Origin of the sequence: Paenibacillus ehimensis NBRC 15659 (assembly GCF_004000785.1) — a bacterium.
GTDB classification, from domain to species: domain Bacteria; phylum Bacillota; class Bacilli; order Paenibacillales; family NBRC-103111; genus Paenibacillus_G; species Paenibacillus_G ehimensis.
The window spans coordinates 1-22313 of record NZ_BILX01000017.1 but is presented as its reverse complement, the minus strand read 5'-3'; the positions used below and the strand labels follow the sequence as shown (position 1 = coordinate 22313).

General features: G+C 55.9%; 23 protein-coding genes. 20 read left to right on the top strand and 3 right to left on the bottom strand.

Features of this window, described 5'->3' with window-relative positions:
- Positions 1 to 127: 127 nt before the first annotated feature.
- The 10 genes from PEH01S_RS12340 to PEH01S_RS12295 all read left to right on the top strand — a co-directional run bounded on the left by PEH01S_RS12340 (position 128) and on the right by PEH01S_RS12295 (position 6082).
- A complete protein-coding gene (locus PEH01S_RS12340; RefSeq protein WP_025847034.1) occupies positions 128 to 496 on the top strand; it encodes a winged helix-turn-helix transcriptional regulator in 369 nt (122 codons plus the stop codon).
- Complete coding sequence (locus PEH01S_RS12335) at positions 483 to 902, top strand: ribosomal maturation YjgA family protein (protein WP_051570241.1); 420 nt, start codon at positions 483 to 485, stop codon at positions 900 to 902. Before PEH01S_RS12340 ends, PEH01S_RS12335 begins: the two co-directional genes overlap by 14 nt.
- Before the next feature lie 108 nt (positions 903 to 1010).
- Positions 1011 to 1409, top strand: a complete 399-nt coding sequence (locus PEH01S_RS12330; RefSeq protein WP_246062902.1) for an SRPBCC family protein — start codon at positions 1011 to 1013, stop codon at positions 1407 to 1409.
- Between the two features lie 333 nt (positions 1410 to 1742).
- The gene (locus tag PEH01S_RS12325) at positions 1743 to 2423 is read left to right on the top strand and encodes an HAD family hydrolase (RefSeq protein WP_246062893.1); all 681 of its coding nucleotides are present in this window, start codon (positions 1743 to 1745) and stop codon (positions 2421 to 2423) included.
- Positions 2408 to 2887, top strand: a complete 480-nt coding sequence (locus PEH01S_RS12320) for a GNAT family N-acetyltransferase (protein WP_127485703.1) — start codon at positions 2408 to 2410, stop codon at positions 2885 to 2887. Before PEH01S_RS12325 ends, PEH01S_RS12320 begins: the two co-directional genes overlap by 16 nt.
- 111 nt (positions 2888 to 2998) lie before the next feature.
- On the top strand, positions 2999 to 3238 hold the full coding sequence (locus tag PEH01S_RS12315; protein WP_127485701.1) for a thioredoxin family protein: 240 nt from the start codon (positions 2999 to 3001) through the stop codon (positions 3236 to 3238).
- A 115-nt stretch (positions 3239 to 3353) separates the two neighbouring features.
- Positions 3354 to 3971 carry a MarR family winged helix-turn-helix transcriptional regulator gene (locus PEH01S_RS12310; protein WP_127485699.1) on the top strand — a complete coding sequence of 206 codons (618 nt, stop codon included), beginning with the start codon at positions 3354 to 3356 and terminating at the stop codon, positions 3969 to 3971.
- Between the two features lie 52 nt (positions 3972 to 4023).
- On the top strand, positions 4024 to 4638 hold the full coding sequence (gene yqeK, locus PEH01S_RS12305) for a bis(5'-nucleosyl)-tetraphosphatase (symmetrical) YqeK (RefSeq protein WP_127485697.1): 615 nt from the start codon (positions 4024 to 4026) through the stop codon (positions 4636 to 4638).
- Positions 4639 to 4762: 124 nt separating this feature from the next.
- On the top strand, positions 4763 to 5350 hold the full coding sequence (locus PEH01S_RS12300) for a TetR/AcrR family transcriptional regulator (protein ID WP_025847023.1): 588 nt from the start codon (positions 4763 to 4765) through the stop codon (positions 5348 to 5350).
- A 24-nt stretch (positions 5351 to 5374) separates the two neighbouring features.
- Positions 5375 to 6082: a DUF1361 domain-containing protein gene (locus tag PEH01S_RS12295; protein ID WP_127485694.1), complete on the top strand. Its 708-nt coding sequence runs from the start codon at positions 5375 to 5377 to the stop codon at positions 6080 to 6082.
- Between the two features lie 95 nt (positions 6083 to 6177).
- Here PEH01S_RS12295 and PEH01S_RS12290 read toward each other — a convergent pair whose 3' ends face one another.
- The 3 genes from PEH01S_RS12290 to PEH01S_RS12280 form a co-directional block, all read right to left on the bottom strand.
- Positions 6178 to 6876: a DUF1266 domain-containing protein gene (locus PEH01S_RS12290; protein WP_025847020.1), complete on the bottom strand. Its 699-nt coding sequence runs from the start codon at positions 6874 to 6876 to the stop codon at positions 6178 to 6180.
- Positions 6869 to 9469: a tetratricopeptide repeat protein gene (locus PEH01S_RS12285; protein ID WP_127485692.1), complete on the bottom strand. Its 2601-nt coding sequence runs from the start codon at positions 9467 to 9469 to the stop codon at positions 6869 to 6871. Before PEH01S_RS12285 ends, PEH01S_RS12290 begins: the two co-directional genes overlap by 8 nt.
- A gap of 148 nt (positions 9470 to 9617) precedes the next feature.
- Positions 9618 to 10721, bottom strand: a complete 1104-nt coding sequence (locus tag PEH01S_RS12280; RefSeq protein ID WP_127485690.1) for a UDP-N-acetylmuramoyl-tripeptide--D-alanyl-D-alanine ligase — start codon at positions 10719 to 10721, stop codon at positions 9618 to 9620.
- Between the two features lie 168 nt (positions 10722 to 10889).
- Between PEH01S_RS12280 and PEH01S_RS12275 the strand changes: the two genes are divergently transcribed.
- From PEH01S_RS12275 to PEH01S_RS12230, 10 genes are all read left to right on the top strand, one after another.
- Positions 10890 to 12038, top strand: a complete 1149-nt coding sequence (locus PEH01S_RS12275) for an aminotransferase class I/II-fold pyridoxal phosphate-dependent enzyme (protein WP_164827803.1) — start codon at positions 10890 to 10892, stop codon at positions 12036 to 12038.
- On the top strand, positions 12035 to 12994 hold the full coding sequence (locus tag PEH01S_RS12270; RefSeq protein WP_025847014.1) for a 2-hydroxyacid dehydrogenase: 960 nt from the start codon (positions 12035 to 12037) through the stop codon (positions 12992 to 12994). Before PEH01S_RS12275 ends, PEH01S_RS12270 begins: the two co-directional genes overlap by 4 nt.
- A 91-nt stretch (positions 12995 to 13085) precedes the next feature.
- A complete protein-coding gene (locus PEH01S_RS12265; protein ID WP_164827801.1) occupies positions 13086 to 14171 on the top strand; it encodes a CapA family protein in 1086 nt (361 codons plus the stop codon).
- A gap of 139 nt (positions 14172 to 14310) precedes the next feature.
- Positions 14311 to 15084, top strand: coding sequence for a DeoR/GlpR family DNA-binding transcription regulator (locus PEH01S_RS12260; RefSeq protein WP_025847011.1), 774 nt, complete (start codon positions 14311 to 14313; stop codon positions 15082 to 15084).
- A gap of 199 nt (positions 15085 to 15283) precedes the next feature.
- Entirely contained in the window at positions 15284 to 16609 is a 1326-nt protein-coding gene (locus PEH01S_RS12255; RefSeq protein ID WP_025847010.1) for an ABC transporter substrate-binding protein, read from the top strand.
- 78 nt (positions 16610 to 16687) lie between these two features.
- Positions 16688 to 17569: a carbohydrate ABC transporter permease gene (locus tag PEH01S_RS12250; RefSeq protein WP_127485684.1), complete on the top strand. Its 882-nt coding sequence runs from the start codon at positions 16688 to 16690 to the stop codon at positions 17567 to 17569.
- Complete coding sequence (locus PEH01S_RS12245) at positions 17566 to 18387, top strand: carbohydrate ABC transporter permease (protein WP_025847007.1); 822 nt, start codon at positions 17566 to 17568, stop codon at positions 18385 to 18387. Before PEH01S_RS12250 ends, PEH01S_RS12245 begins: the two co-directional genes overlap by 4 nt.
- Before the next feature lie 105 nt (positions 18388 to 18492).
- The gene (locus PEH01S_RS12240; protein WP_127485682.1) at positions 18493 to 20247 is read left to right on the top strand and encodes a sensor histidine kinase; all 1755 of its coding nucleotides are present in this window, start codon (positions 18493 to 18495) and stop codon (positions 20245 to 20247) included.
- Positions 20222 to 21892 carry a response regulator transcription factor gene (locus PEH01S_RS12235; protein WP_025847005.1) on the top strand — a complete coding sequence of 557 codons (1671 nt, stop codon included), beginning with the start codon at positions 20222 to 20224 and terminating at the stop codon, positions 21890 to 21892. Before PEH01S_RS12240 ends, PEH01S_RS12235 begins: the two co-directional genes overlap by 26 nt.
- Positions 21876 to 22313: alanine racemase (locus PEH01S_RS12230; RefSeq protein ID WP_174807130.1), on the top strand; the 438-nt coding region annotated here is incomplete at its 3' end. The genes PEH01S_RS12235 and PEH01S_RS12230, both read left to right, overlap by 17 nt.

The window sequence follows — 22313 nt, the reverse complement described above, 5'->3', positions numbered from 1 at the left end:
GTATTATGGATGATATAAACTATCATGTGAAGTACGCACTTCAAAGTGCACTAGATACTTTCAAGTACTATAGTATCATTTTTATACTGAAAAGAAGATCCTCTCGGGAAGGCAGGGGAGTGGTACCTTGAAGAAATACCGCAATGGGGTAGAGGTCACGCTGGAGGTCATCGGGGGAAAGTGGAAGAGCATCATCCTGTACCATCTGACAACCGGCAAAAAGCGCACAAACGAGCTGAAAAAATTAATTCCCGACATCACCCCAAAAATGCTCACGCAGCAGCTTCGCGAGCTCGAAAAGGATGGGATCATTCACCGGACCGTTTACCATGAAATTCCGCCCAGAGTGGAGTATGAGCTTAGCGAATACGGTTTGACCTTGAAAACGGTTCTGGACAGCTTTTGCTTTTGGGGAGAAAAGCATTTGGACAAAGTTTACGGAGACAGATCGGCCGTCTTGGAAGAATGGCCGGACCATGCCTATGAGCAGATTTAACGAGAGGTCCGCGCGGCGGCGGAGAGCGAGGGTCGCCTATATCGCGGCCGTATTCGCCGCCATAGCTTTGGGCTTAGGGTCCAGAGCGTTCGCCGACCGGCTGCCTGTTTTTGTTGCTGAGCATTTTGGCGATGCCTTGTGGGCCTGCATGGTCTACTTCGGCTTTCGCGCTTGCTTTGCGCATTGGAAGGTCTCGTTCGCGCTGTGGTGCAGCCTCGTGTTTTGCTTTGCGATCGAGTTCAGCCAGCTGTATCAGGCCGATTGGATCAATCGGATCCGGGAGACAACCCTTGGGGCGTTGGTATTGGGAAAAGGCTTTTTGACGGCGGACCTCGTACGATATAGCGCGGGAATTGCCGTCTCTTCACTGATCGATGCTGCTTGGCCTAGGCGCAAACGCCCGTAATTTTGGCGGATGTCCGATTTATTCAATCTTTTGGCTGCCGGGTGATTTACAATACCGGTATGGCTTGCTTAAGCCGAGATGCCAACCGAAAGGAGAATGCGATACTTGATGACGGTGCTGCCTTCCAAAACATTAAGCATTTCCATTGAGCGCCGGCCCGAAGAGGTGTACGCTTATGTGGCGAATCCCGAGAATTTTCCGGAATGGGTGACGTCCTTTGTAAAATCGGTCCGGAGATCGGGAGAGGAGTGGATCGCGGAAACGACGGAAGCTCCGATCACGCTCAAGTTCGTAGACAAGAACGATTACGGCATCGCGGATCATTGGGTAACCGTCGCCACCGGACAAACGATCCTGAATCCGATGCGGGTCGTTCCCAACGGCTCCGGCTGCGAGGTGGTCTTTACGGCGTTCCGGCAGCCCGGGATGTCGGACGAAAGCTTCGCCAACGACACGGGGATGATCGAGAGCGATCTGCGAACGTTAAAGCGAATCATGGAAAAGTAATTTTTGGGTCAGCAATAAAGCAAGGAAGCGGGGAGGCTCTTTGACAGGGTTGAAGAGCTTTCTTTTTTGCTTTATACTCAAATTTAACTAGTGATAATAATTCTCAATTGGAGAAGGTCGACCTGCAGGGACAAGCGGGAGAACGAACGGCGGACCAGGCGGCCGGCCCGCTTTATCATATCAAGTGACGGCTATTCGTTATCGCGCCGGCGCTTCGGAGGGGCGCGTCCTCCAATTGACGGGGGTTACGAGGGCGATGTTTTCACTTGGATGAACTGCGGCGTCATCTCTCACGGCAAAAGGTTGACGATGTGCTGCGGGTGCTGGCTTAAAATGAAACGGGAAGCGGGGAAATTCATGCGAGACGACCGCAAATGCAAAGGCATTATTTTCGATATGGACAATACGCTGCTGCAATCCCGCATCGATTTTGCGGCGATGAAGGAAGATATTTGCCAGCACTTGATCGAACAAGGCATTTTGACGGAGCGGTTCCCGCTCCATGAACATACGGCATCCACCATGCTCGAATACGCCAAGCAAGCCGGCATGGGCCACACCCTGTACCTCTCTTGCCTGAAGATCGCGGAAAGGCATGAAGTGCGCGGGATGGAAGGCGCAGGGCTGGAGAAAGGCGTACCGGAGCTGATCGAATCGTTATACGGCAAGTTCGTGTTGGTCGTGGTCACGAACAACTCGCTTTCCGCCGCCCTTAAGGCGCTCGAAGTAACGGGAATCAATTCGTATTTCGACTCCATTATCGGCAGAGAGCAGATGGAGGCGCTGAAGCCGTCCCCTTCCGGATTTACTTATGCCTTGAATCAATTCCGCACCATGGCGGCTGACGAATGGATATCGGTGGGCGATTCATGGATGGACGGCCAAGCGTCCGCCGGGGCCGGAATCCCGTTTATCAGCTACAGGACGAGCATGGAAGCGATGAGGGATAAAGGGGTACGGCCGATTGCAAGAATCGAGCATATTTTGGAGGTTAAGGATTGGATATACGGATGAACATGATGCTGAGTATAGCGGAAGTGACCGAAGAGACGCAGGAGCAGGCGAGAAGAATCGTTTGCGCGGGGCTGGAGGAAAGGTTCGGAGAATTGGACCCGTCCTACAACAAGGACCTCGACCATATCGTGAATTGGTATTCCGGTCAGGGGCATCTCTTCTTGACGGGCGCGCTTGAAGGGCAAATCGTCTGTACGGGAGCCCTTATCCAAGAGGGGCGCGACGTGGGAAGAATCGCGAGAATGTCCGTGTGGAAGCCGTACCGGAGAAGAGGCATCGCTCGCTGCATGCTGGAGGAGCTGGAACGGAGGGCAAGGCACAAGGGCTATGGGAAGCTCGTGCTGGAAACGACAGCGTCTTGGCTCGACGCCGTTCAATTTTATCAAGCCAACGGCTACATGGAAATTCAAAGAGATGAAGAGGAGGTCCATCTGGAAAAAGTGTTATCGCATCATGCGCGCTAACGATAGTTTCTTCCTATGCAAACGATAGAAAAATCGCAATTGATGCGGACGGCGGGAGTTTCTATACTAAATATGTAGCAATGCTACATAAAAGAAGAGGAGCTGATTGAAATGGCAAAAGCGGTATTTTATCATGCAGGGTGCAAGGTTTGTGTAAGCGCGGAGCAGATGGTGCTGGACAATCTCGATCCATCCAAGGCGGCTGTCGAGATTGTGCATTTGGGCGAGCAGCGGAACCGCATTGCGGAAGCGGAAGGAGCGGGCGTCCAGTCGGTGCCGGCGCTGGTGATTGACGGGAACGTGTTTCACATTAACTTCGGCGCAAGCCTGGAAGACGTTAAAAAAGGATGAATCAAAGTGCGGGGTGCGGAACAGACGCCCCGCACTTTTTACGTAAGCTTTATATTCGCGGGACTAGCGGTTACAATGGAGGATAAGGCTAGAAAGGAATGGAAGGAAGAATCCAATGCGCTACGATCCCCAGCAGCGGAAGGAAAACCGGGCTGCCCGTGTCAGCATGGCGCTTGTTCGCATGGCTCAGGCGGTCAAGAAGATCGGCCAGATGGAGAGCGACGATACGGGATTGTCTCCCGTGCAAATCCAGTCGCTATTGTTTACGGCCCATACGCGCGGCGATGTGGCATCCGTCGGAAGCCTCGCGGATCATCTCGGGACCACCCATGTCACGGCCGTCAAAATCGTCAACGGCCTGGTGATCAAAGGGTTGATCGCCAAGTATGCGAAGCCCGGGGATCGCCGGATCACGCTGCTTCAATTGACTTCGCAAGGAGAAGAAGCCGTAGCCAAGCTTGACCGATGGGGGGAGGCCTTGGAGGAAGCCGTCCAAAGCTTGCCGGAGGAAGCGCTGGCTTCGTTGGAAACGGGCCTCGGAGCGGTTCTATCCGCGCTTCAACGCAGGGGCCACCTTGTCGTGGCGGAGCCGTGCTTGGGCTGTATACATTTCAGACCGAACACGGGTCAGGACGAGACGCCGCATTATTGCAATTTGATCCGCAAATATTTGACCCACGAAGCTACGCTCAAGCAATGCCCGGAGCACAAGCCTTCGTTCCTTGCGCCGTAGCGGACGGTTGGCGGGGGCCCGAAATGAAGCAAAAGCGAACGGAGGAAGAAGCATGCATCCTATTTTGACCGAACGTACGAAACCGTTTTCCCGAACGAATCGGCTTCGGGACGATATCCGGAGCTTTCTGAGCTTGAACGGATGCGAGAAGACGGCGGAGCACTGTATGGACGTCGGGACGGAGGCGCGGCGTATCGCGCTGCGGTTCGGAGCCGATCCCGAGGCGGCGGAGACGGCCGGCTGGCTGCACGACATCAGCGCGGTCATCCCGAACGGAGATCGAATTGCGGTTTCGCGGGAGCTTGGCATCGAGGTGCTGCCGGAAGAAGAAGCGTTCCCGATGATCGTTCATCAAAAGCTGTCGGCGGTGATGGCGGAGCAGCTGTTTGGCGTAACCGATGCGGCGATCCTGGATGCGGTCGGCTGCCATACGACCTTGCGGGCAGGCTCCACCTTGCTCGATCAAGTGCTGTTCGTAGCGGACAAAATCGCATGGGATCAGCCCGGAACACCGCCGTATATCCGCGAGCTGCAGGAGCAGTTGAACCGTTCCCTTATGCATGGGGCGTTCGCTTATATCGATTACCTGTGGGAGCGGAAGCATACCTTGAAGGTCGTGCACCCATGGCTGAAGGAAGCTTACGAAGAGCTTCGGCACCGGGTATAGAAATGCTGCGAGTTGACGGTGAGCGCAGGACTGGGACATAATACGAAATAAGGCTGCGTACGAATCATTTTTAGCTTTTTGAACAAGCAATACCTATTTTGCAGGTACAAGGAGTTCGGACGGAATGGCGCGAAACAAAGGAGCCAAAGGGCAAGAAAGCCGGGCGAGATTGCTGGCTGCGGCGGCGGAGCAGTTTGCCGGACTCGGCTTTTACGAGACGAAGATCAGCTCGATTGTCGCTCAGGCCGGGCTGACCCAGCCGTCGTTTTATCTTTATTTTGAAAGCAAGGAAGCGGTGTTCGAGGAACTGGTCGGCCACTTCCGGTCCCGGCTGCAGGAGCTGGCCAGGTCGAGCCGTTTGGAAGCCGGGCTGCAGCCGGGCGAAGTGAACGCGCGGGTGCTTGGCGTGCTGGAGACGCTTTTTCGCTTTTTCACGGAAGACCCGCACTTGACGCGCATCGGGTTGTTTCAGGCCCCGGAGGCCGTGAGCATTAAAGCGGAGCTGGCCGCTCTGATTCGGGACAACCTGCTCGAAGAGCAGCGGTCCGGCTACTTTCGTTCGACCCTGGATATGGACGTCGTGGCGCAGTGCTTCGTAGGTACGATAGAGCGCTTAACCTTTGCGTATTTGTCGGAAGGCTCGGGGAGTCCAGAGCAGCTGGCCGCTCAAGTGGTCGAGCTGTTCATGCGCGGCATGCTGCCCGGGGAGTAAAAATGGCATGTGAAGGAGGGCCGGATGAAAAAACTGCATTCTGGAAAGTTTGTTCTCTCCATGGGACTGTTGTCCCTGATCTGCACTCTGCTTTACTATGCATTCCGCAATAAAACGTATTTCGATTTCCTGCTGTGGAATTTGTTCCTGGCTTGGATTCCGCTGCTGCTTGCCGTCGCCTCAACGTGGCTCGGAAAGCGGCTGGCTTCCGGGTGGGTCCGTTCCGCCGTCGCGGCTGCTCTCGGGGCGGCTTGGCTGCTGTTTTTTCCGAATGCGCCCTATATCGTGACGGACCTCATTCATCTCACGCTTCAAAAAGCTTGGTATGTCGAGGCCGGACGATGGACGTTCCGCTACTGGTATGATTTGCTGGTCATGCTGCTGATCTCGTGGAATGGATGCTTGCTTGGCTTCGGCTCCGCCTATTTGGTTCAGTACCAGGTCATGCGAAGGTTCGGGAGCGGCGTTTCGTGGCTGTTTGTGGTTGTGGTGTCCATGCTGGGCGGGTACGGAATTTTGCTCGGACGCGAATACCGGCTGAACAGCTGGGATGCGCTGACCGATGCGAAAGCGCTCGTGAGTCTCATCGGGGAAAGCTTGAACGGGCCGTCCGTGCTGTTCTGCTTATTGTTCGGTTTGGTCATTCTGCTCGTTCATGCAACGTTCTATTTTGTCATGAATGGCGGCTGGCATGCGGAAGACCGCGACTACCCGTCGACCTACCGCTTATAATACCGGCTTGCTGCGGCAAGGCGGTTTTTTGCTTCGCGGCGAAGAAGCCGGACGATGCCGTCCGGCTATAGCTCGCGGATACAAATTCGAAGTCGTTATGCCAAAGGGTTAGACGGCTGCCCGGCCGTCTCTTCAAGCGGCACCTCCCACTCCAGCCGGTTCCACAGGCTGTCGGCATTCAGGAGCAGGTTGCGGACATAGCCCGCCATTTCCTGCGCGCTCGCCGCCGTGGGCTGCGCCCACCAAAATTGTCTTCCGGCCAAATAGCCGGTCCCGTATTCGCGCCAGCCGGAATAGGCTTGTTGAGCAACCGCAACAATCGGCTGTACCAGCTCCAGCGATTTTTCCTTGGTGATGAAGCCCATGACAGCGCCTTTTCGGCATAAAAATGCATATCGGCCTAAATCCCACGCCGCAATCCCCGCAGCCGGCAGCCGGTTCATATAAGCTTTGACAAGCTGATGCTCCCGGTACCGCTGCGTCGTTTTCGGGATCGATTCGATATATTTCGTTTGTTCGGCTTCGGACAATGCGGACAGAAAAGAGCGTATCTTATTGAACGACTCGCGATGCCCCTCTTCGGCCAGCCATTGAAGATTTCTCATCAAATCGTCCTTGTTCTCGATCCCCCAGTCCCGTTGAAAGGACTGCTTATGCCTTTCGATATTTTTTTGGACGGACTCCGCTTCGTTGTCATCGCCGGGATCGAACCCGTTCATCTCGTATAATACGGCGCATAACGCGATACACCATAGTTCGGTCAAGTTGGAGCCGCTTTGACTGTCCCTACTCATCTTCGTCCTCCCCATCCTCGTCTTCGTCTTCCTCTTCATCCAGCATAAAATGCAGGTCGAGTACGTCGCCCACATCCTGATGCTTCAGGAAAAGCGTCTCCGGAATATGGCGGGAAGACTTCTTTTTGATGCCGAGCAGCCCCCAAAGCGATTTTTTATCCGTCGGATCCTGGAGCTGGTTATAAAATAAGCGGTACTCCTCGTTATCCGGATCTTCCTGACAAGCCTGCAAGGCGTAGGACAACGCTTCCGCCATCCGTTCCTGCTTGACGTGCGCCATGCTTAAGTAGATGCTGGCGCTTTTTCTCTCCCCAAGCTCATGCGCGCGCTTTAAGCTTTCGATGCTTTCCGCATATTTTCCCTCATGGTAATAAGCTACCCCGGAGTACAGCCAAATCAAGGAATCATAAGACGGGTCGTCGCTGAAGCGCACAAAATAATTCTTCACCATATTGGGGATGTACTCCCATGACTTCGTGTTGACGACGAACTTGAATCGTTCGAGCTGCACCCAAGTATTGTCCGGCCAGCCATCGGCAAGCCGGCGGATAAAGGAAGCCATTTGCTTGTACTTCTCCGGATTCCATTCCTTCAGGAGGTAGTACAAGGCCACCTGAGTCGGGTAGTATTCGTCCTCAAACAATTCCGCCGCCTTGAAATAGATTTCCTTCGCCTTGGCTTCATCCCCCATGGCACGATAAATATCGCCCTCGATCACATAGCCGCTTGAATCGTCGGGAAAAGCCAGTTTAAATTTGCGGATCGCCTCAAGAGCGGCCTTGTAATCGCGATTCAGAAAACACGCGCCGGCAACATAATAGTAGGAATACTTGTCGTTATTCCAAGCCATCTCGGTTTCAAAGCATGTAATGGCCTCGGGATATTGGCCCAGACGCAAATGCAGCATCCCTTTCCGGAACCACGCTTCGTCAAAATCAAACTCGTGCTCCACCACGACGGCATGGTCGTGAAGAGCTTCTCTGTTGTTGTTCAAATTATAGTGGCAGAGGCCTCTGACGGAATAAAAATACCAGTTGGACGGATCGATGGAAATCGCGCGATCGGCAAACCCGATCCCTTCGTGCCACTGCTTTTCGTTCAGACAGGCGGTCGCCAAATGGCCGAGAACGGCAGCGTCATACTCGTTCATCCGCAGCGCCGCAGACAGGTCGCGGACCGCAAGCTTCGTGTTCCCCGCTTTCAGGTAAGCCATTCCCCGATGCACGAGAATTTCGTAGCCGTTGACGCCTTCCGTCTGTGCTGCGGTCCATGCCTTTCCGAATAGCTCGAAGGCCTTGTTCTTCGATCCCCGCTGAAATAACGCGCGCGCCCACAGCAAATACATGTCGGAGTTCAAGGCGGTCAAAGACTGAAGGTTGTCAAACGCCTTGCAGCAGGGGTCAAACTGTTCCAAATCAAAATAAATTTGGGCCAGCGCAAACTGCAGCTCGACCTGCTCGGGCGAAAAAGTCAACTCCGTACGCAGTTTGCCGGCAAGCTGCTTGTTCACATCCATTAGCCGGATGCGCGAATCGAGGTCGAACGGATACTGTGCGATGATGAGCTCGAGCAGCGATTTGGCTTCAGCTAACTTGTCATAGGCTATGTAACAGCGTGCCAGTCCGCTGAGGGCCTGCAGATCGTCAGACGTATGCGACAAAATATGCTGGTAATCGGAGAACGCCTGTCGCAGATTCCCCGCTTCCAGCGACAGGGCGGCGCGGTGGATAAATCCGTCAAGATCTGCCGGGTGGATATCGATCAAGCGGCTGTAAGTTTGGAGCGCATGCTCCAGGTCGCCTGTGCGAACGTAAAAATTGCCGATCAATCGGAGCAGGTCCGGATCATCCGCAAACAAGTCCCGGGCCGCAGCCAGATACGGCTCGGCCGCCTCCAGATCGTTGTGCATCAGCGCATGCTGGGCAGCGTCCCGGTAGCCGATAAACGCCTCATAATCGATCGTTTCCGGAATAAACTCGTAGCGCAGCTCCCAGGGTTTGGTTATTTCCATCAACAAATAATCGACGAAATCTTCCGGGTAACGCTTGTATAATTCCCTTTCTTGGCTTGACCACAAGAAATGCTCGTCCAGCAGCGCCCAAACCGGCTTAGGCAGGTGGCCATGCTCGGACAGAAACGCTAACAGCCGTTCGTTCAAAGCGGCCTTGACATTCATATTCCAGAGCTCTTCTTGAGCGAGCAGCTCTCTCCATAAGCCTGCATCGGTCCTCGTCGGCAGTTTGTCATATAAAGCTTCGATTTGCTGCATCGTCTCTTCGACAAACGAGTGGGAGGGAGAGGGAGTTGCGGGAGCGGAATCAAGCCATGAAGCCGGTTCGCGATTCGGCGCGTCAGGTTGAACCGGTTCGGCATGCGGACCGGTTGCCGGCTCCACGTAGCTTGACTGAATCGGCTGCTGCGCTTCCTTGAGATACTTCGCTTCTTTCAGCGCCCGCTCATACGCTTCCCGCAATCGTTGGAAGCCCTCCGGATCGTCTTCGGGATGATAGACCTTTAGCTTCTTGGCATAGGCGCGTTTAATGGCGCTGACATCAAGCGTAGGTGAAATGCCTAGTAATTCCCAAATGTTCATTTCAGAGCCCCTTGACCTTTCTTGGATGTGAAGGAAACCTTCCAAATGCTTTCAGTTTTTCCTCTCCTATAATATCGGCGGCCCTATCAAATTTTTGAGGTGTTTTACAAAAAAAGTGTCCCGTGCGCCGGGACTTGTCGGGTCTGTCTTACGACCGTTTGCGGGATAAGCTGCGTTTCAGGAAAGAAACGGTCTTCTCCAGCTTTAATAAATGGGTGCCTTTGACCAGGATCGCGGTGTCCGGCTTGATTGCCCCGGCAAGCGCTTTATGAAGCCGCGGCCTGGACGCGAAGCTGCGGATGCGAGTTGCGGGGAATCCGGCTTTTCTGGCGCCCGCCGCGATGTGCCGCGCGAGCTTTCCGACGGTATAGAGCCGGGTGAGTCTTTTCCTGGCAGCATATTTTCCAACCCCGACATGGGCTCTGATGGCGTATTTTCCCATATCCTTCATATAGCCGATGATGGCAATTTTATGCTTTCTGCTAACCGAAGCGAGCGTGTCGAGAGCGGTCTTGGTCGCATCGGGATTGGAACTGAACGTATCGTCGATCAAGGTGATTCGCCTTGGCAGGTCGGTTCGGACCAATCGGCGGTACGGAATCGGATAGTTCGCCAACCCCTTGCGGATTTCATCCGCCGTGAAGCCCAAGCTGCGTGTAATGGCAATGGCATTCAGAGCATTGTACACGTTATGAACTCCCAGACACGGAATGAAAAATCGTTCCTCTTTCCCGTTCAGCCGAACCCGGAAAGCAACTCCCCGTCTTAGGGCACGGATGCCGCGCGCCTTGTAATGGGCTTTGTTGCGGATGCCGACCTTCAGCAGCCTTCCTCGAAATCCTTTGACGGACAGCAGCCTGGAATTCGCGTTATCCGCATTCAGGACGAGCGTTCCGGTCTTCCGCATGTGCCGGATCAGCTCCGACTTCGCGCTGGCGATGCCTTGGACCCGGTGTCCGACATTGCCGATATGCGCCGTTCCGACATTGGTAATGACGCCGTAGCCCGGTTTGATCAAGCGGCAATGTTCGCGAATATGGCCTTTGCGAAGCATTCCGAATTCGAGCACGGCCGCCCGGTGCCGGGCATGAATCTGCTTGGCGTGCTTGCGGGTGTTCGCGGGCAAATTCCAGTTCGACGCCGATTTGAAAATGGTCCACCGTCTCCGCAGGATGGAAGCGATCATTTCTTTCGTGGTCGTTTTTCCCGCGCTGCCTGTCACGGCGATGACGGGAATGTTCCGTTGCGGCATGTAAATCCCACCTTTTCACAGCGAATATACGCTTTAGTCTACGCCGTGAGCAACCGGATGGAGTGGGTATATAGGAAAAAATGGGCGTTTGTACGAGTCCGGCAACAGGGGATACCCATATGGTGTAAGATGACTAACCCTTTGATCTGCGAATGGAGAGTGAGACGAGTGAAATCATTGGAGCGGATGCCGAATCTGACAAGATATGAATCGATCGGCATCAATCAGCTGTTTAATGTCGCCGACGGTCATGCCCATCAGCCGCAGACTTATGCGCAGCGGCAAATTATCGGGCGGCTGCCCGACTTGTTCGATCAGGCGGAAGCGGCGAGACAAGCGGAGTTGGAAGACGAGTTCCGGCGCTTGTTCTACACCTTGGCCGGACAGCCGACCGCCGCCGGTCTGACCCGCACGCTGTTCTGTTACTCGGCTTCGTTATCGACCGATTTGATCGCTACTTTTTTGGCTTCGCGGGAAATGAGCACCGCGCTGCTGCATCCCTGCTTCGACAATCTGGCGACGCTGCTGCAAAGAAGAAACGTAGCCTTGACGCCGCTGCATGAGGAGGAGCTCAGGCTCGACCGGATGGAAGGGACGTTCGCGGATCTTGCGGCGGATGCGGTGTTCATTACGCTGCCCAACAACCCGACGGGCTTCGAGCTGTCGCAGGAAGAGTGGGAGAAGCTTGTTGCGCTGTGCGGCCTATACGGCAAGCTGCTTATCGTCGACTGCACGTTCCGATTTTTCTCGCGAAAGCCTTCATGGGATCAGTACGAGCTGCTGGAGAGGTCGAACATCAGCTATTTGATGGTGGAGGACACGGGAAAAACATGGCCAACCCAGGATCTGAAATGCAGCATCCTGGCGATGAGCCAAGATTTGGCCGAGGATATGCTTGAGCTTCACAACGATATTCTGCTGAACGTTTCGCCTTTCATTCTGCAGCTGCTGATCGAATATTTGAAGGACACAGCACGGCACGGACTGCGGTCCGTCCTGTGGGAAACGATTGACCGGAACCGCCAAACGCTGAGGGAAGCGATTCGCTCCTCCGGGCTTCTCTTGAACAATCCGGATTCGACGATCAGTGTCGAATGGCTTCGCATCGCGGACCCCAGGATACGCAGCCTCGACCTGGTGGACCGCCTGCAGCGGCTGGGGCTCGGGATTTTGCCGGGGGATCATTTTTACTGGCACGACCATGGACAGGGAGAGCGATATATCCGGGTCGCGCTTGCCCGATGTCCCGACATGTTCGCCGAGGCCTGCAACATTTTGAAATCGGCACTCCTGACGAATAGGACGGATCCGGCGTGAGGATCGTTTATCTGGATGAACCTACCTACCTGCCGGACGATTTCGTGCGGGAAATGGAGAAGCTCGGAGAGTTTGAAGTTTATGACGACCGGCCCGACATCCCGACGGCCGTTCAACGATTGTCACAGGCAGACATTGCGATTGTGGAGTGGACGCGGCTTCGGGAAATAGCGTTCGGGAAGCTGCAGAGGCTTAAACATATCGCTCTGGTCATGACCGGATACGATCTGGTCGATATCGAGGCTGCAGGAGCCGCAGGAATCTCGGTGTCGAACTGCCCGACGTATTCGGCGCAATCGGTGGCGGAGCATGTGTTTGCCCTCCTGCTCGCGGCCAATCGGCGCATCATTCAGGCGGACCGCCTTGTCCGGCAAGGGGAGAGCCACGTGTACGGCCCGTTCCTCGCAAGCGAGCTGGCAGGCCGAACGTTAGGGCTGATCGGCACGGGCCGCATCGGGCAGGCGGTGGCGCGGATCGCCCGGGGCTTCGGGATGCATGTGATCGGCGCGAACCGGTCCGGAAGGGCCGTCCCGGGTGTGGAAGCGGCGGATATCCGCGAGGTGATGCGGCGAAGCGACGTCGTCTCGCTGCATGTGCCGTTCCATGCGAAGACGAAAGGCATGATCACCTCGGAGCTGCTAACCTCGATGAAAAGGACGGCTCTGTTCATCAACACGAGCCGGGGCGGACTGGTGGACGAAGAAGCGTTGTTCACTCTGCTTCGGGACGGAAAAATCGCCGGCGCGGGCCTTGACGACGTGACACAGGTTGCCGGCAACCCCTTATATCGGCTTGATAACGTTGTATTTACACCCGGTACGGCGTGGTATACGGATACCGCGCGGGAAGCCAATATGACGGAATTGCTCGAGACTATACGGGGATATATTAACGGAACGCCACGGAATATCGTGAATGCGGATTTTCTGGTGCCGAAGAGGCCGGAAAGCGAATGATCCCGGTTTGATTTGGCTGAACGAATCCGCCCGCCTTGCATATAGTGGAATGGAGGATTTCAGCCCAGTTATAGCGAGGACGATGGATTGTATGTCGAGAGAGATTAGGATTGCCGCCGTTGGCGACCTTTTGATGAAGCCGCTGCTGATTCGGATGATGCGCACCGGTGACAAGCAGGGCGGCTCAGCCGACAATCAAGGCGAACTTTACGATTTCGGGCAGGCGTTTGAGCCGGTTGCCCGTTATCTGCAGGATGCGCATCTGACGATAGGCAATCTCGAGACCACCTTCGCCGGAGGACCGGACGACGGCTACACGAAGCCGAGGCGCAATCCGAAGAACGGCAATCCGACCTTCAATTGTCCGGATGCCTTCGCTTCGGCGCTGAAGGCGGCCGGCTTCAATGTGCTTGCCACTGCAAATAACCACTGCATGGACTATGGCGTGCGCGGGCTTAGGCGGACGCTGGAATTGCTTGACAAGAACGGAATCGCCCATGTCGGAACCTACCGCAACCGACAAGAATCCCGGTCGCTCTGTGTTCAGGAGGTCGAGGGGGTTCGGATCGGCATTCTGTCCTATACGAGAGACACGAACGGGATACCGGTTCCGAAGAGCCAGCCGGCCGGGGTCAAGAAGCTTGTCCGCACGAGCATGAGGAAGGATCTGAAGCGGCTTCGGGCCATCTCCGATTTCATCATTGTGTGCATGCACTGCGGCTACGAATATCACCAACGTCCGGCCGTTCACCAGAAGAAGCTGGTCCGCTTTTTGTTTCGTCAGGGGGCCGATGTGGTGCTTGGTTCGCATCCGCATGTTCTTCAGCCGGCGGTGTGCCGCACGGTGAAAGACATCGGCGGCCGGACGAGAAAACGGTTTGCGGTCTACTCGCTGGGCAATTTTATTTCCACCCGGCTGCACGGCAAGGATGCCGCCTTAACCGGGTTGATCGTCCGCATCAAGCTCCGAAAAGCATCCTCCGGCTCCGTCCGGCTCGCAGGGGTCGAGTACATCCCGACATGGGTATGTATGACGAAGAACGGCACCGAAAAAAAGTGCCGGATTGTGCCGATTCGGCAGGCGCTCGCAAAGCCTGACCCTTCTTACGCCGGACAGCTGGACCGGATGAAACGGGCCTACCGCAGCGCGGTTCGCATGTATAAACTAAAGAATTAAGCCGCACCGGGCTCAATTGTCCGGTATTTCGAGATGCTCGGAAACTCCGTTTGACATCCCCCTAGAGGCACGTTACCATAAAGCAATAAACAACACAAACATTCAACAATAAACATAAAACAAGAAGGGCGGGGCGGCGGTGTCACTCACGTTCGAGGAACGCAAAAAAACGATTATGGGGCAGCTGATGCAGGACGAAAAAGTGCAGGTGCATGCGCTGGCCGAGCAATTGAACGTATCGCCGGAAACGATCCGGCGGGATTTGGACAGGCTGGAGAAGGAAGGCCTGCTCAAAAAAGTTTACGGCGGCGCGGTCAAAACCCGCATGGACAGCTGGGAGCCGCCGTTCATCCAGCGGGAGCAAATGAACAACGGCGCCAAGACGTCGATCGGCAAGCTGGCGGCTTCGCTGGTCAAAGAGGGCGAGACGATCATGATCGACAACGGGACGACGACGATGGAAATCGTCCGTTATTTGCAGCATCGGCCTGACGTGACCGTCGTAACCCATTCCGTACCGGTGCTGCTTTTGGCGATGGAGCTGTTCAAGGGCCGCATTATTTTTGCCGGGGGTGCGGTTAATGTGAATCAGCAATCGGTCGGGGGAACGCTGACCGAAGCGATGCTTCAGCAGTTCAAGGTGCACAAAGCGTTTATTTCCGTCGGCGGCATCTCGCTTGTCGAAGGGATCACGGACTATGATTTGAATGAAGCGAGCGTATCGCGCAAAATGATCGAGCGGGCCGAGGAGTCGATCGTGCTGGCCGATCATTCGAAATTCGGAAAAACGACATTTGCCCGCATTGCGGCGCTGCAGGACATTTCGATGATCATCACCGACAAGGGATGTCAAGCCGACTGGATTCATCAGCTGAAAGAGAAGGGCATCGAGATCCTTGTCGCGGAGGGCTAGAAGTAAAGGATAGAGCGAGCGGCCGGCTTGCTCTATTTTTTGTTGCGGCAACTTGTTGAACCTGCGTTATGAATGCTTAATCTGCGTTATTTCAACATCGACCGAAATCGTTTAGTCTTGAGCTATAGCGGGAACACTTAAATGATAGCGCTTACGAACGAATCCCGCCGCCAATGAACACTATAAGGGAGGTCGTATCATGAACGAAACGATGAATCGCGTGCTGAAAACCGGGCTTGTCTCCGTCCTGTCGGCAAGTTTGCTTGCCGCCTGCGGCGGCGAAACGAAGCCGGGCGAGGGCAAGGCGGGACAAAATGCGGACAAGCCTTTCGCAGGGCAAAAGCTGTCGATCGTCACCGCCAATCACCCTTGGGGAGACGCCATCAAAGAGCTGCTTCCGCAATTCGAAGCGAGCACCGGGATGAAGGTGGACGTGCAGAGCTTTTTCGAGGACCAGCTGGCGCAGAAGCTGACCGTGCAGCTGACGGCTGCGTCGGAGACGCCGGACGTATTCATGATGAGTCCGCTCCAGCAAACGCGGATGTTCGTCAAGAACGACTGGATTGCGCCGCTTGACGAGTACCTGAAGAAAGACGCCGCCTACGACTTCAACGACTTTTCCAAAGCGTCCGTCAGCTCCAATACGGTAAACGGGAAGCTGTACGGCATCCCGATTATTACGGAGCAGCACATATTATACTACCGCAAGGATCTGCTGGAAAAAGCGGGCATCCCCGTTCCCAAAACGATGGACGAGCTGCTCGCCGCCGCCCAAAAGCTTCACGATCCGAAGAACGAATTGTACGGCTTCGCCGCCCGCGGCCAGCGCTCTCCGCTCGTCTCGCAAATCTCGTCGTTCATCTACTCCGAAGGCGGCGACTTTATGAAGGACGACAAGGCGACCGTCAATACGCCAGAAGCGATCAAAGGCATGACCACTTACGCTACGCTGCTGAAAGACTTCGGTCCTCCCGGAGTGCTCAATATGTCGTGGCCGCAAGCGATCGGCGTGTTCGCGCAGGGCAAGGCCGCTTTCTTCGCGGACGCGAATTCGCTCTTCAAGAACACGACCGATCCGGAGAAATCGAAGGTCGCCGACAAGGTCGGCTTCGCCAGCTTCCCGGCAGGCAAGGAGGGCTCGAAGCCGTTCAACATCACCTCCTGGAGCCTCGCGATGAATGCCAAGTCCAAGAAAAAAGACGCCGCATGGGCCTTCATCCAATGGGCGACCAGCAAAGAGACCGTGACGGCCACCCAGAAAAAAGGAAACCCGGGAGCGCGCATGTCGGTATGGGATAGCCCGGAAGGCATCACTGCCTTCCCGAAAGAGCTTGCCGAAGTGACGAAGGAAACGCAAAAAGGCGGCGTCGATCATTCCGTGCCGGCCGTCGACAAAGTCAGCGAGGCGCGGGACATCATCGGGGCCATCGTTCAGAAGGCGATTACCGGCGAAGACATCAAAGCCGCAGCCGAGCAGGCGAACAAGGAGTTTCAAGCCCTGATCGACAAGGAAAGAGGAAAATAAGCGTGCGGAATGGAGGATGCGCCCATTTGGCGGGCGCATCCTTTTGCTTGACAAGTCCAAGCGGAAAGGATGATGCACATGCCGACGAACTGGTTCGACCGGAACCTGAAATGGATTTATACGATGCCCGCCGTTTTGTTCGTTCTGCTGATGATGGTTTTCCCTATTATATACACGTTCCGGATCAGCTTCTATGAATGGAGCATGTCGTCGGCGACGCCGCCGACATGGGTGGGGCTTGATAATTATACAGCGCTGCTTGCCGACACCCGGTTTTGGCAGGCCGTCCAAAATACGTTCGTGTTTTCGGCCGGCGCGCTGATTCTGGAGACGGTGCTCGGCGTCGCGATCGCCATGCTGCTGTACCGCGATTTTCGCGGCAAAAACTTAGTCAAAACGTTGTTTCTGCTGCCGATGGTGGCGACGCCCGTCGCCATGGGGCTCGTCTGGGTGCTGATTTACGAGCCATCCATCGGCGTCGCCAACCATTTGCTTAAGGCGCTCGGCCTGGAGCCGCAGCTCTGGATCGCATCGCCGACGCAGGCGATTCCTTCGCTCATCGTGATCGACGTCTGGGAATGGACGCCGATGATCGCGCTCATCGTGATGGCCGGGCTGTCGACGCTCCCGTCGGAGCCTTATGAAGCCGCCGATGTGGACGGGGCCACGGGCTGGCAAAAATTCGTGCACCTGACGCTGCCGATGCTTCGCCCGACGATTATGGTTGCCTTCATGCTGCGTTTGATCGACGTGCTCAAAACGTTTGACATCATTTACTCCACAACGCAGGGCGGCCCGAACATGAAATCCGAGACGCTCAACATCTACGGCTACACGCTCGGCTTTCAGTACTTCAAGCTCGGGCTGGCCTCTTCGCTGCTGGTCGTATTTTTCGCGCTCGTCATGGGCTTCACGCTGCTGATGATCTGGTTCCGCAAACGTCTGGAGGGAGCGACATGAAGAAAAAGAAACAAAAGGTCACCAACGCCGTCTTGTCGGGTCTGACGCTGCTCGTCGTGCTCGTATTCTCGTTCCCGTTCATCTGGATGCTGCTGGCTTCCTTCAAGACGCAGTCGCAGATCATGTCGACCGGCCAGTTTTTCGTCTTCCAGCCTACCGTGAAAAATTATGTAAGCGTGTTCGGACAATACGATTTCCTGATCTTCATCTGGAACAGCTTCTTCGTCGCGGCGGGCTCGACGATCGGCTCGCTAATTCTGGGGCTGCCCGCGGCATACGCCATCGCCCGCTACCGTCTCCAGGGACTGGGGCTTGTCATTCTTGTGGCGCGGATCATCCCCGGTATTACGTTTTTGATTCCGTGGTTTATCATTTTTTCGAAGCTGGGTCTCGTCGACAGCTTTACGTCGCTCATTTTAAGCCACATGTTGGTAGGACTGCCCTTTATCATCTGGATCATGATATCATTCTTTGAGGGGCTTCCGATTGAAATCGAAGAGGCCGGGCTGATCGACGGCTGCACCCGTTCCCAAGTGTTCCGGCGCGTCGTGCTCCCGATCTCGGGGCCTGGCATTATTACCTCTTCTCTGCTCTCCTTTATTTTTTCTTGGAACAATTTTATGTTCTCGATCATCTTGGCCGGCGACCGTACGAAAACGCTTCCCGTCGCCGTCTATAATTTTATGTCCTACTCCGAAATCAATTGGGGCGCCCTGATGGCCGCAGCCTGCATCATTACGCTGCCGGTGCTCATTATTGCGCTGCTTGCGCAGCGTTATATCGTTAGCGGCTTGTCGGCGGGGGCGGTGAAAGGATAGAAGACCAGGGCGGCCGAAGCGGGTCGTGGCGGACGAAAGGCGGCTTTTGCGGATCGGAATCGGATGGCTGGCGCACACTACAATTCCGCAAGGAGCGGTGACAACATGACGGGAAAGCCAACGATATTCACCAAGGTATTAGTGCTCATTGCATTGCTGCTTACGCCCGTGCTCTTTCTGTATATTTATACGAATCAAGTCAGCGTGGACGTCGTGCGGGAAGAAATGGAGTCCTCGAGCCTCAACCGGCTGTCCTTCTTCCTGCAGCAGTTTGATACGACGGTCGAACAGCTTGCGATGTTTCCCGTTATTTTGAATTCGGATCCTTATTTGCGCGAGTTTGTCGACCGCAGATCGGACAAGCCGTACGACAAGCTGAAGGAGCAGACCCGCCTGATGCAGAAAATCAGCCTGCAGAGCGTTTCCGCCGCCTGGACGAACGATTTGTCGGTCTACTTGCCCAAAGACCAGCTTGTCATTTCTTCCAATATATTCAAATCCTATGATCCTGCGGACATCGACAAGTTCGCACCGCTTAAGACTTGGACTTACGACGGGACCGTACGGGGCGATGCCAGGACGCCGGGAGCCCGCTTCACCCGCCAGATCGTCGACCCTCTGGGGGCAACCGATCCGGCTGCGATCCAAGCGATGATTCAGGTCAGCTTCCCGGTTGCCAACATCTCCGCCATGCTCGATCAGGTGAAAACGGGCGGGAAAGGCGATCCGTTTCTGTACCGGAACGGTTTCTCTCCGATCGGCAGCGCCACGATGAGCGAAGGCTCCGTGCAGGCCATCGTGTCCATGCTGGACGGACAATCGCTTCAGGAAAGCGGTCATTTTGTCGCGATGGTCGCCGGACGGCAGGTTGCCGTCTACTATGTCAAGTCCAGACAGCTGGACTGGTACCTGGTCGATTACGTGCCTGTCGACAGTATTTTGGCGCCGATCCGCAAGACGAATCTGCTGTTCTATGTGACGCTCGGCCTGCTGCTCGGCATGAGCTTTTTGGCCGCTTATTTGCTTTACCGCAACGTCCAGAAGCCGATCGGCAAGCTGCTGAACGGGGTGAGGCTGCTCAAGAAGGGGGACTTGTCCGCACGCATCCGTTACCGGCCGAATAACGAGTTTGACTTCCTGATCGACCGGTTTAACGAGATGGCCGAACAGATTCAGGACTTGGTGCAGCGGGTATATGCCGAAAAAATCCGGCTGCACGAAGCGACGCTCAAGCAGCTCCAGGCCCAGATCAATCCGCATTTTTTATATAACAGCCTTTTCTTTATCATCAATACCGCGATGCTGGAGGATACGAGGTCGGTCGTGGCGATGGCGCAAAACCTCGCCGAATATTACCGCTACACCACGCGCATGGAAAACCGGACGGCGGCGCTTGACGAAGAAATGAAGCTTGTGGCCAATTACTTGACCATTCATAACCTGCGGCTCGGACGCCTTCGCTGCGAGCTTGACGTCCCGGAGTCGATGCGGGAGCTGCCCATCCCTCGCTTGCTGCTGCAGCCGATCGTGGAGAACGCCATCGTTCACGGCATCGAGAACAAGCCGGGAGAAGGCGTCATCCGGATATCCGGAAGCGTGAGCGAAGGCTTGTGCCGGATCGTCGTGGACGACAACGGCCTCGGCATGACGGACGAGGCGATCGCCGGCATGGAGCACCAGCTTGCGCTGCCGCAGGAGGCCGCTTCGGGCTTCGGGATGTGGAACGTCCACCAGCGGCTCCGCTACGTCTTCGGCGAGGGAGCGGGGCTCAAGCTCTCGCACAGTCCGCTCGGCGGTTTGCGCGTCACGTTGACATGGGGGAGGGATTCGGAGCATGGCGCAGCTATTGATCGTGGATGACGAGGCCCACGTGGTGGAACGTCTCGCCGAGCTTGTCCCGTGGGAGCGAATCGGCATCGCCGCCGTGCATAAGGCTTATTCGGCATTCGAAGCGCTCGAGGTGCTGAATGCGCATGCGATCGACATCGTCATCTCGGACATCCGCATGCCGGGAATGTCCGGTCTTGAGCTATCCCGGCGCATCCGGGACAAACAGCCCAAAACGAAATGCATCCTGCTTTCGGGCTACGCCGAGTTCGATTATGCCAAGGAAGCCATTGCAAGCGGTACCGCAAGCTATTTGCTCAAGCCGGTAACCGACGAAGAGCTGCTGGACACGGTCTCGGGCGTGCTTGAGGCGGTTCGGGAGGAATGGAATGCGGTGATCTCCCAGGAGCGGATCGCCCGGACGCTGCGCGAAAACTTGCCGCAGCTGCGGAGCACGCTGCTCGGCGAACTGCTCCTTGGCAAACGCTATTCCGAAGCCGACCTCCGGGACAAAATGGAGATGCTGGGCGTGCCCGATTTGTTCGGAAAGCCCGTTTCGCTGCTGCTCGTCCGCCTCGAAAAGCCGTTCTACGGCTACGATCCGCGCGGCCTTGCACTGGTGGAATACGCGGTGGGCAATATCGCCGGGGAGCTGTTCGCGCCGGGCTTTAAGCTTTGGGCCGGCAAAGACACGTACGATTATCTGGTATTTGCCGTATCGTCCGAAGCCATCGAGGAAGGGGCGGAGGAGGAACGGGAGCAGGCGCTCGAACGCGCGGCCGAGCAATTGCAGGAGGCCATCCACGCCTATTTGAAGGGCGAAGCGACGATTGTCATCAGCCGGGAAGGAACGTTCCCCGGCGATGTGTCTGCGCTGTACGACGGTACGCTGTCGGCACTGAGGAGAAGGGTCGGAAGCGAGCAGGACCTGATTCTGACTGCGGCGGACGGGCTGCCCGAGCGGACGGAGCTGCGTTCCCTCGCTTCATTGTACGAGCTTCCGACGCTGGCGCAGCTGCTTGAGGCGGGCCAATGGGATGCGGCGGACCGGCGGATCGAGCGTATTTTCGGCGAGCTGCAAACGATGAGCGGCTGCATTCAGGAGCTGCTGCTGGAAGCTTATTTCGCCATCGCCTCGGCAGCGTCTTCCTATGCGCATAAGAACGGCCGGCCGCTTTCCGAGCTGATCGGGCCCGGCTATGACCAATTGCTGCAGGGCGTGCCGTACCGTTCCGTCCGGCACCTGCAGGACTGGTCGATGGCGCTTATGAACAGCCTGCGCTGCGAAACCGAAAGCGAAACGAAGCGCTCGCGGGCAAAGCTGATCGCCGACGTCCGGCAATTCGTCGAACGGCGGCTGGCGGAGGACGTTTCCTTGACGGCGATAGCCGAGCATGTGTATATGCATCCGGTCTATATTTCCAAGATTTACAAGCGGGAAACCGGAGAAAACGTGAGCGATTACGTCCATCGGCTCCGCATGGAGAAGGCGGCCCGTCTGCTGCTGCATACCCCGGGCAAAATTTACGAAATCGCGGCGGACGTCGGCTATCAGCGGGCGCATTCGTTCATCAACGTGTTCAAAAAGCATACGGGGCTGACGCCCCAGGAATACCGGGACAGGTATGCTTCCCCACAATCGGATTACGAGGTGAAACGCTATGACACATCAACCTGAACCGCTTTATCGCGAAACCCCGGCTACGCCGTATGCATTTGTTGACCTCGACACGGTCGAGCGGAATATCCGGCGAATGTCCGACAAGCTGGCACAATACGGGATCAAGCACCGGCCTCATATCAAAACCCACAAATCGCTGCGCTTCGCGGGTATGCAGCTTGCTGCCGGAGCCGTCGGCATTACCGTCGCCAAGCTTTCGGAAGCGGAAACGTTCGCGGACTTGGGCATCGACGATATTCTGATCGCCTTTCCCGTGATCGGGGAGCGCAACCTGGAACGGCTGGAACGGCTGCATCGCCGGATCACCGTAGCCGTAACCGTCGACAGCTGGGAAGGGGCGTCAGGCGTCTCGGCCGTCGGGGACCGATCCGGCAAGCCGGTGCCCGTCCTGATCGAGCTGGACGGCGGACTGCATCGC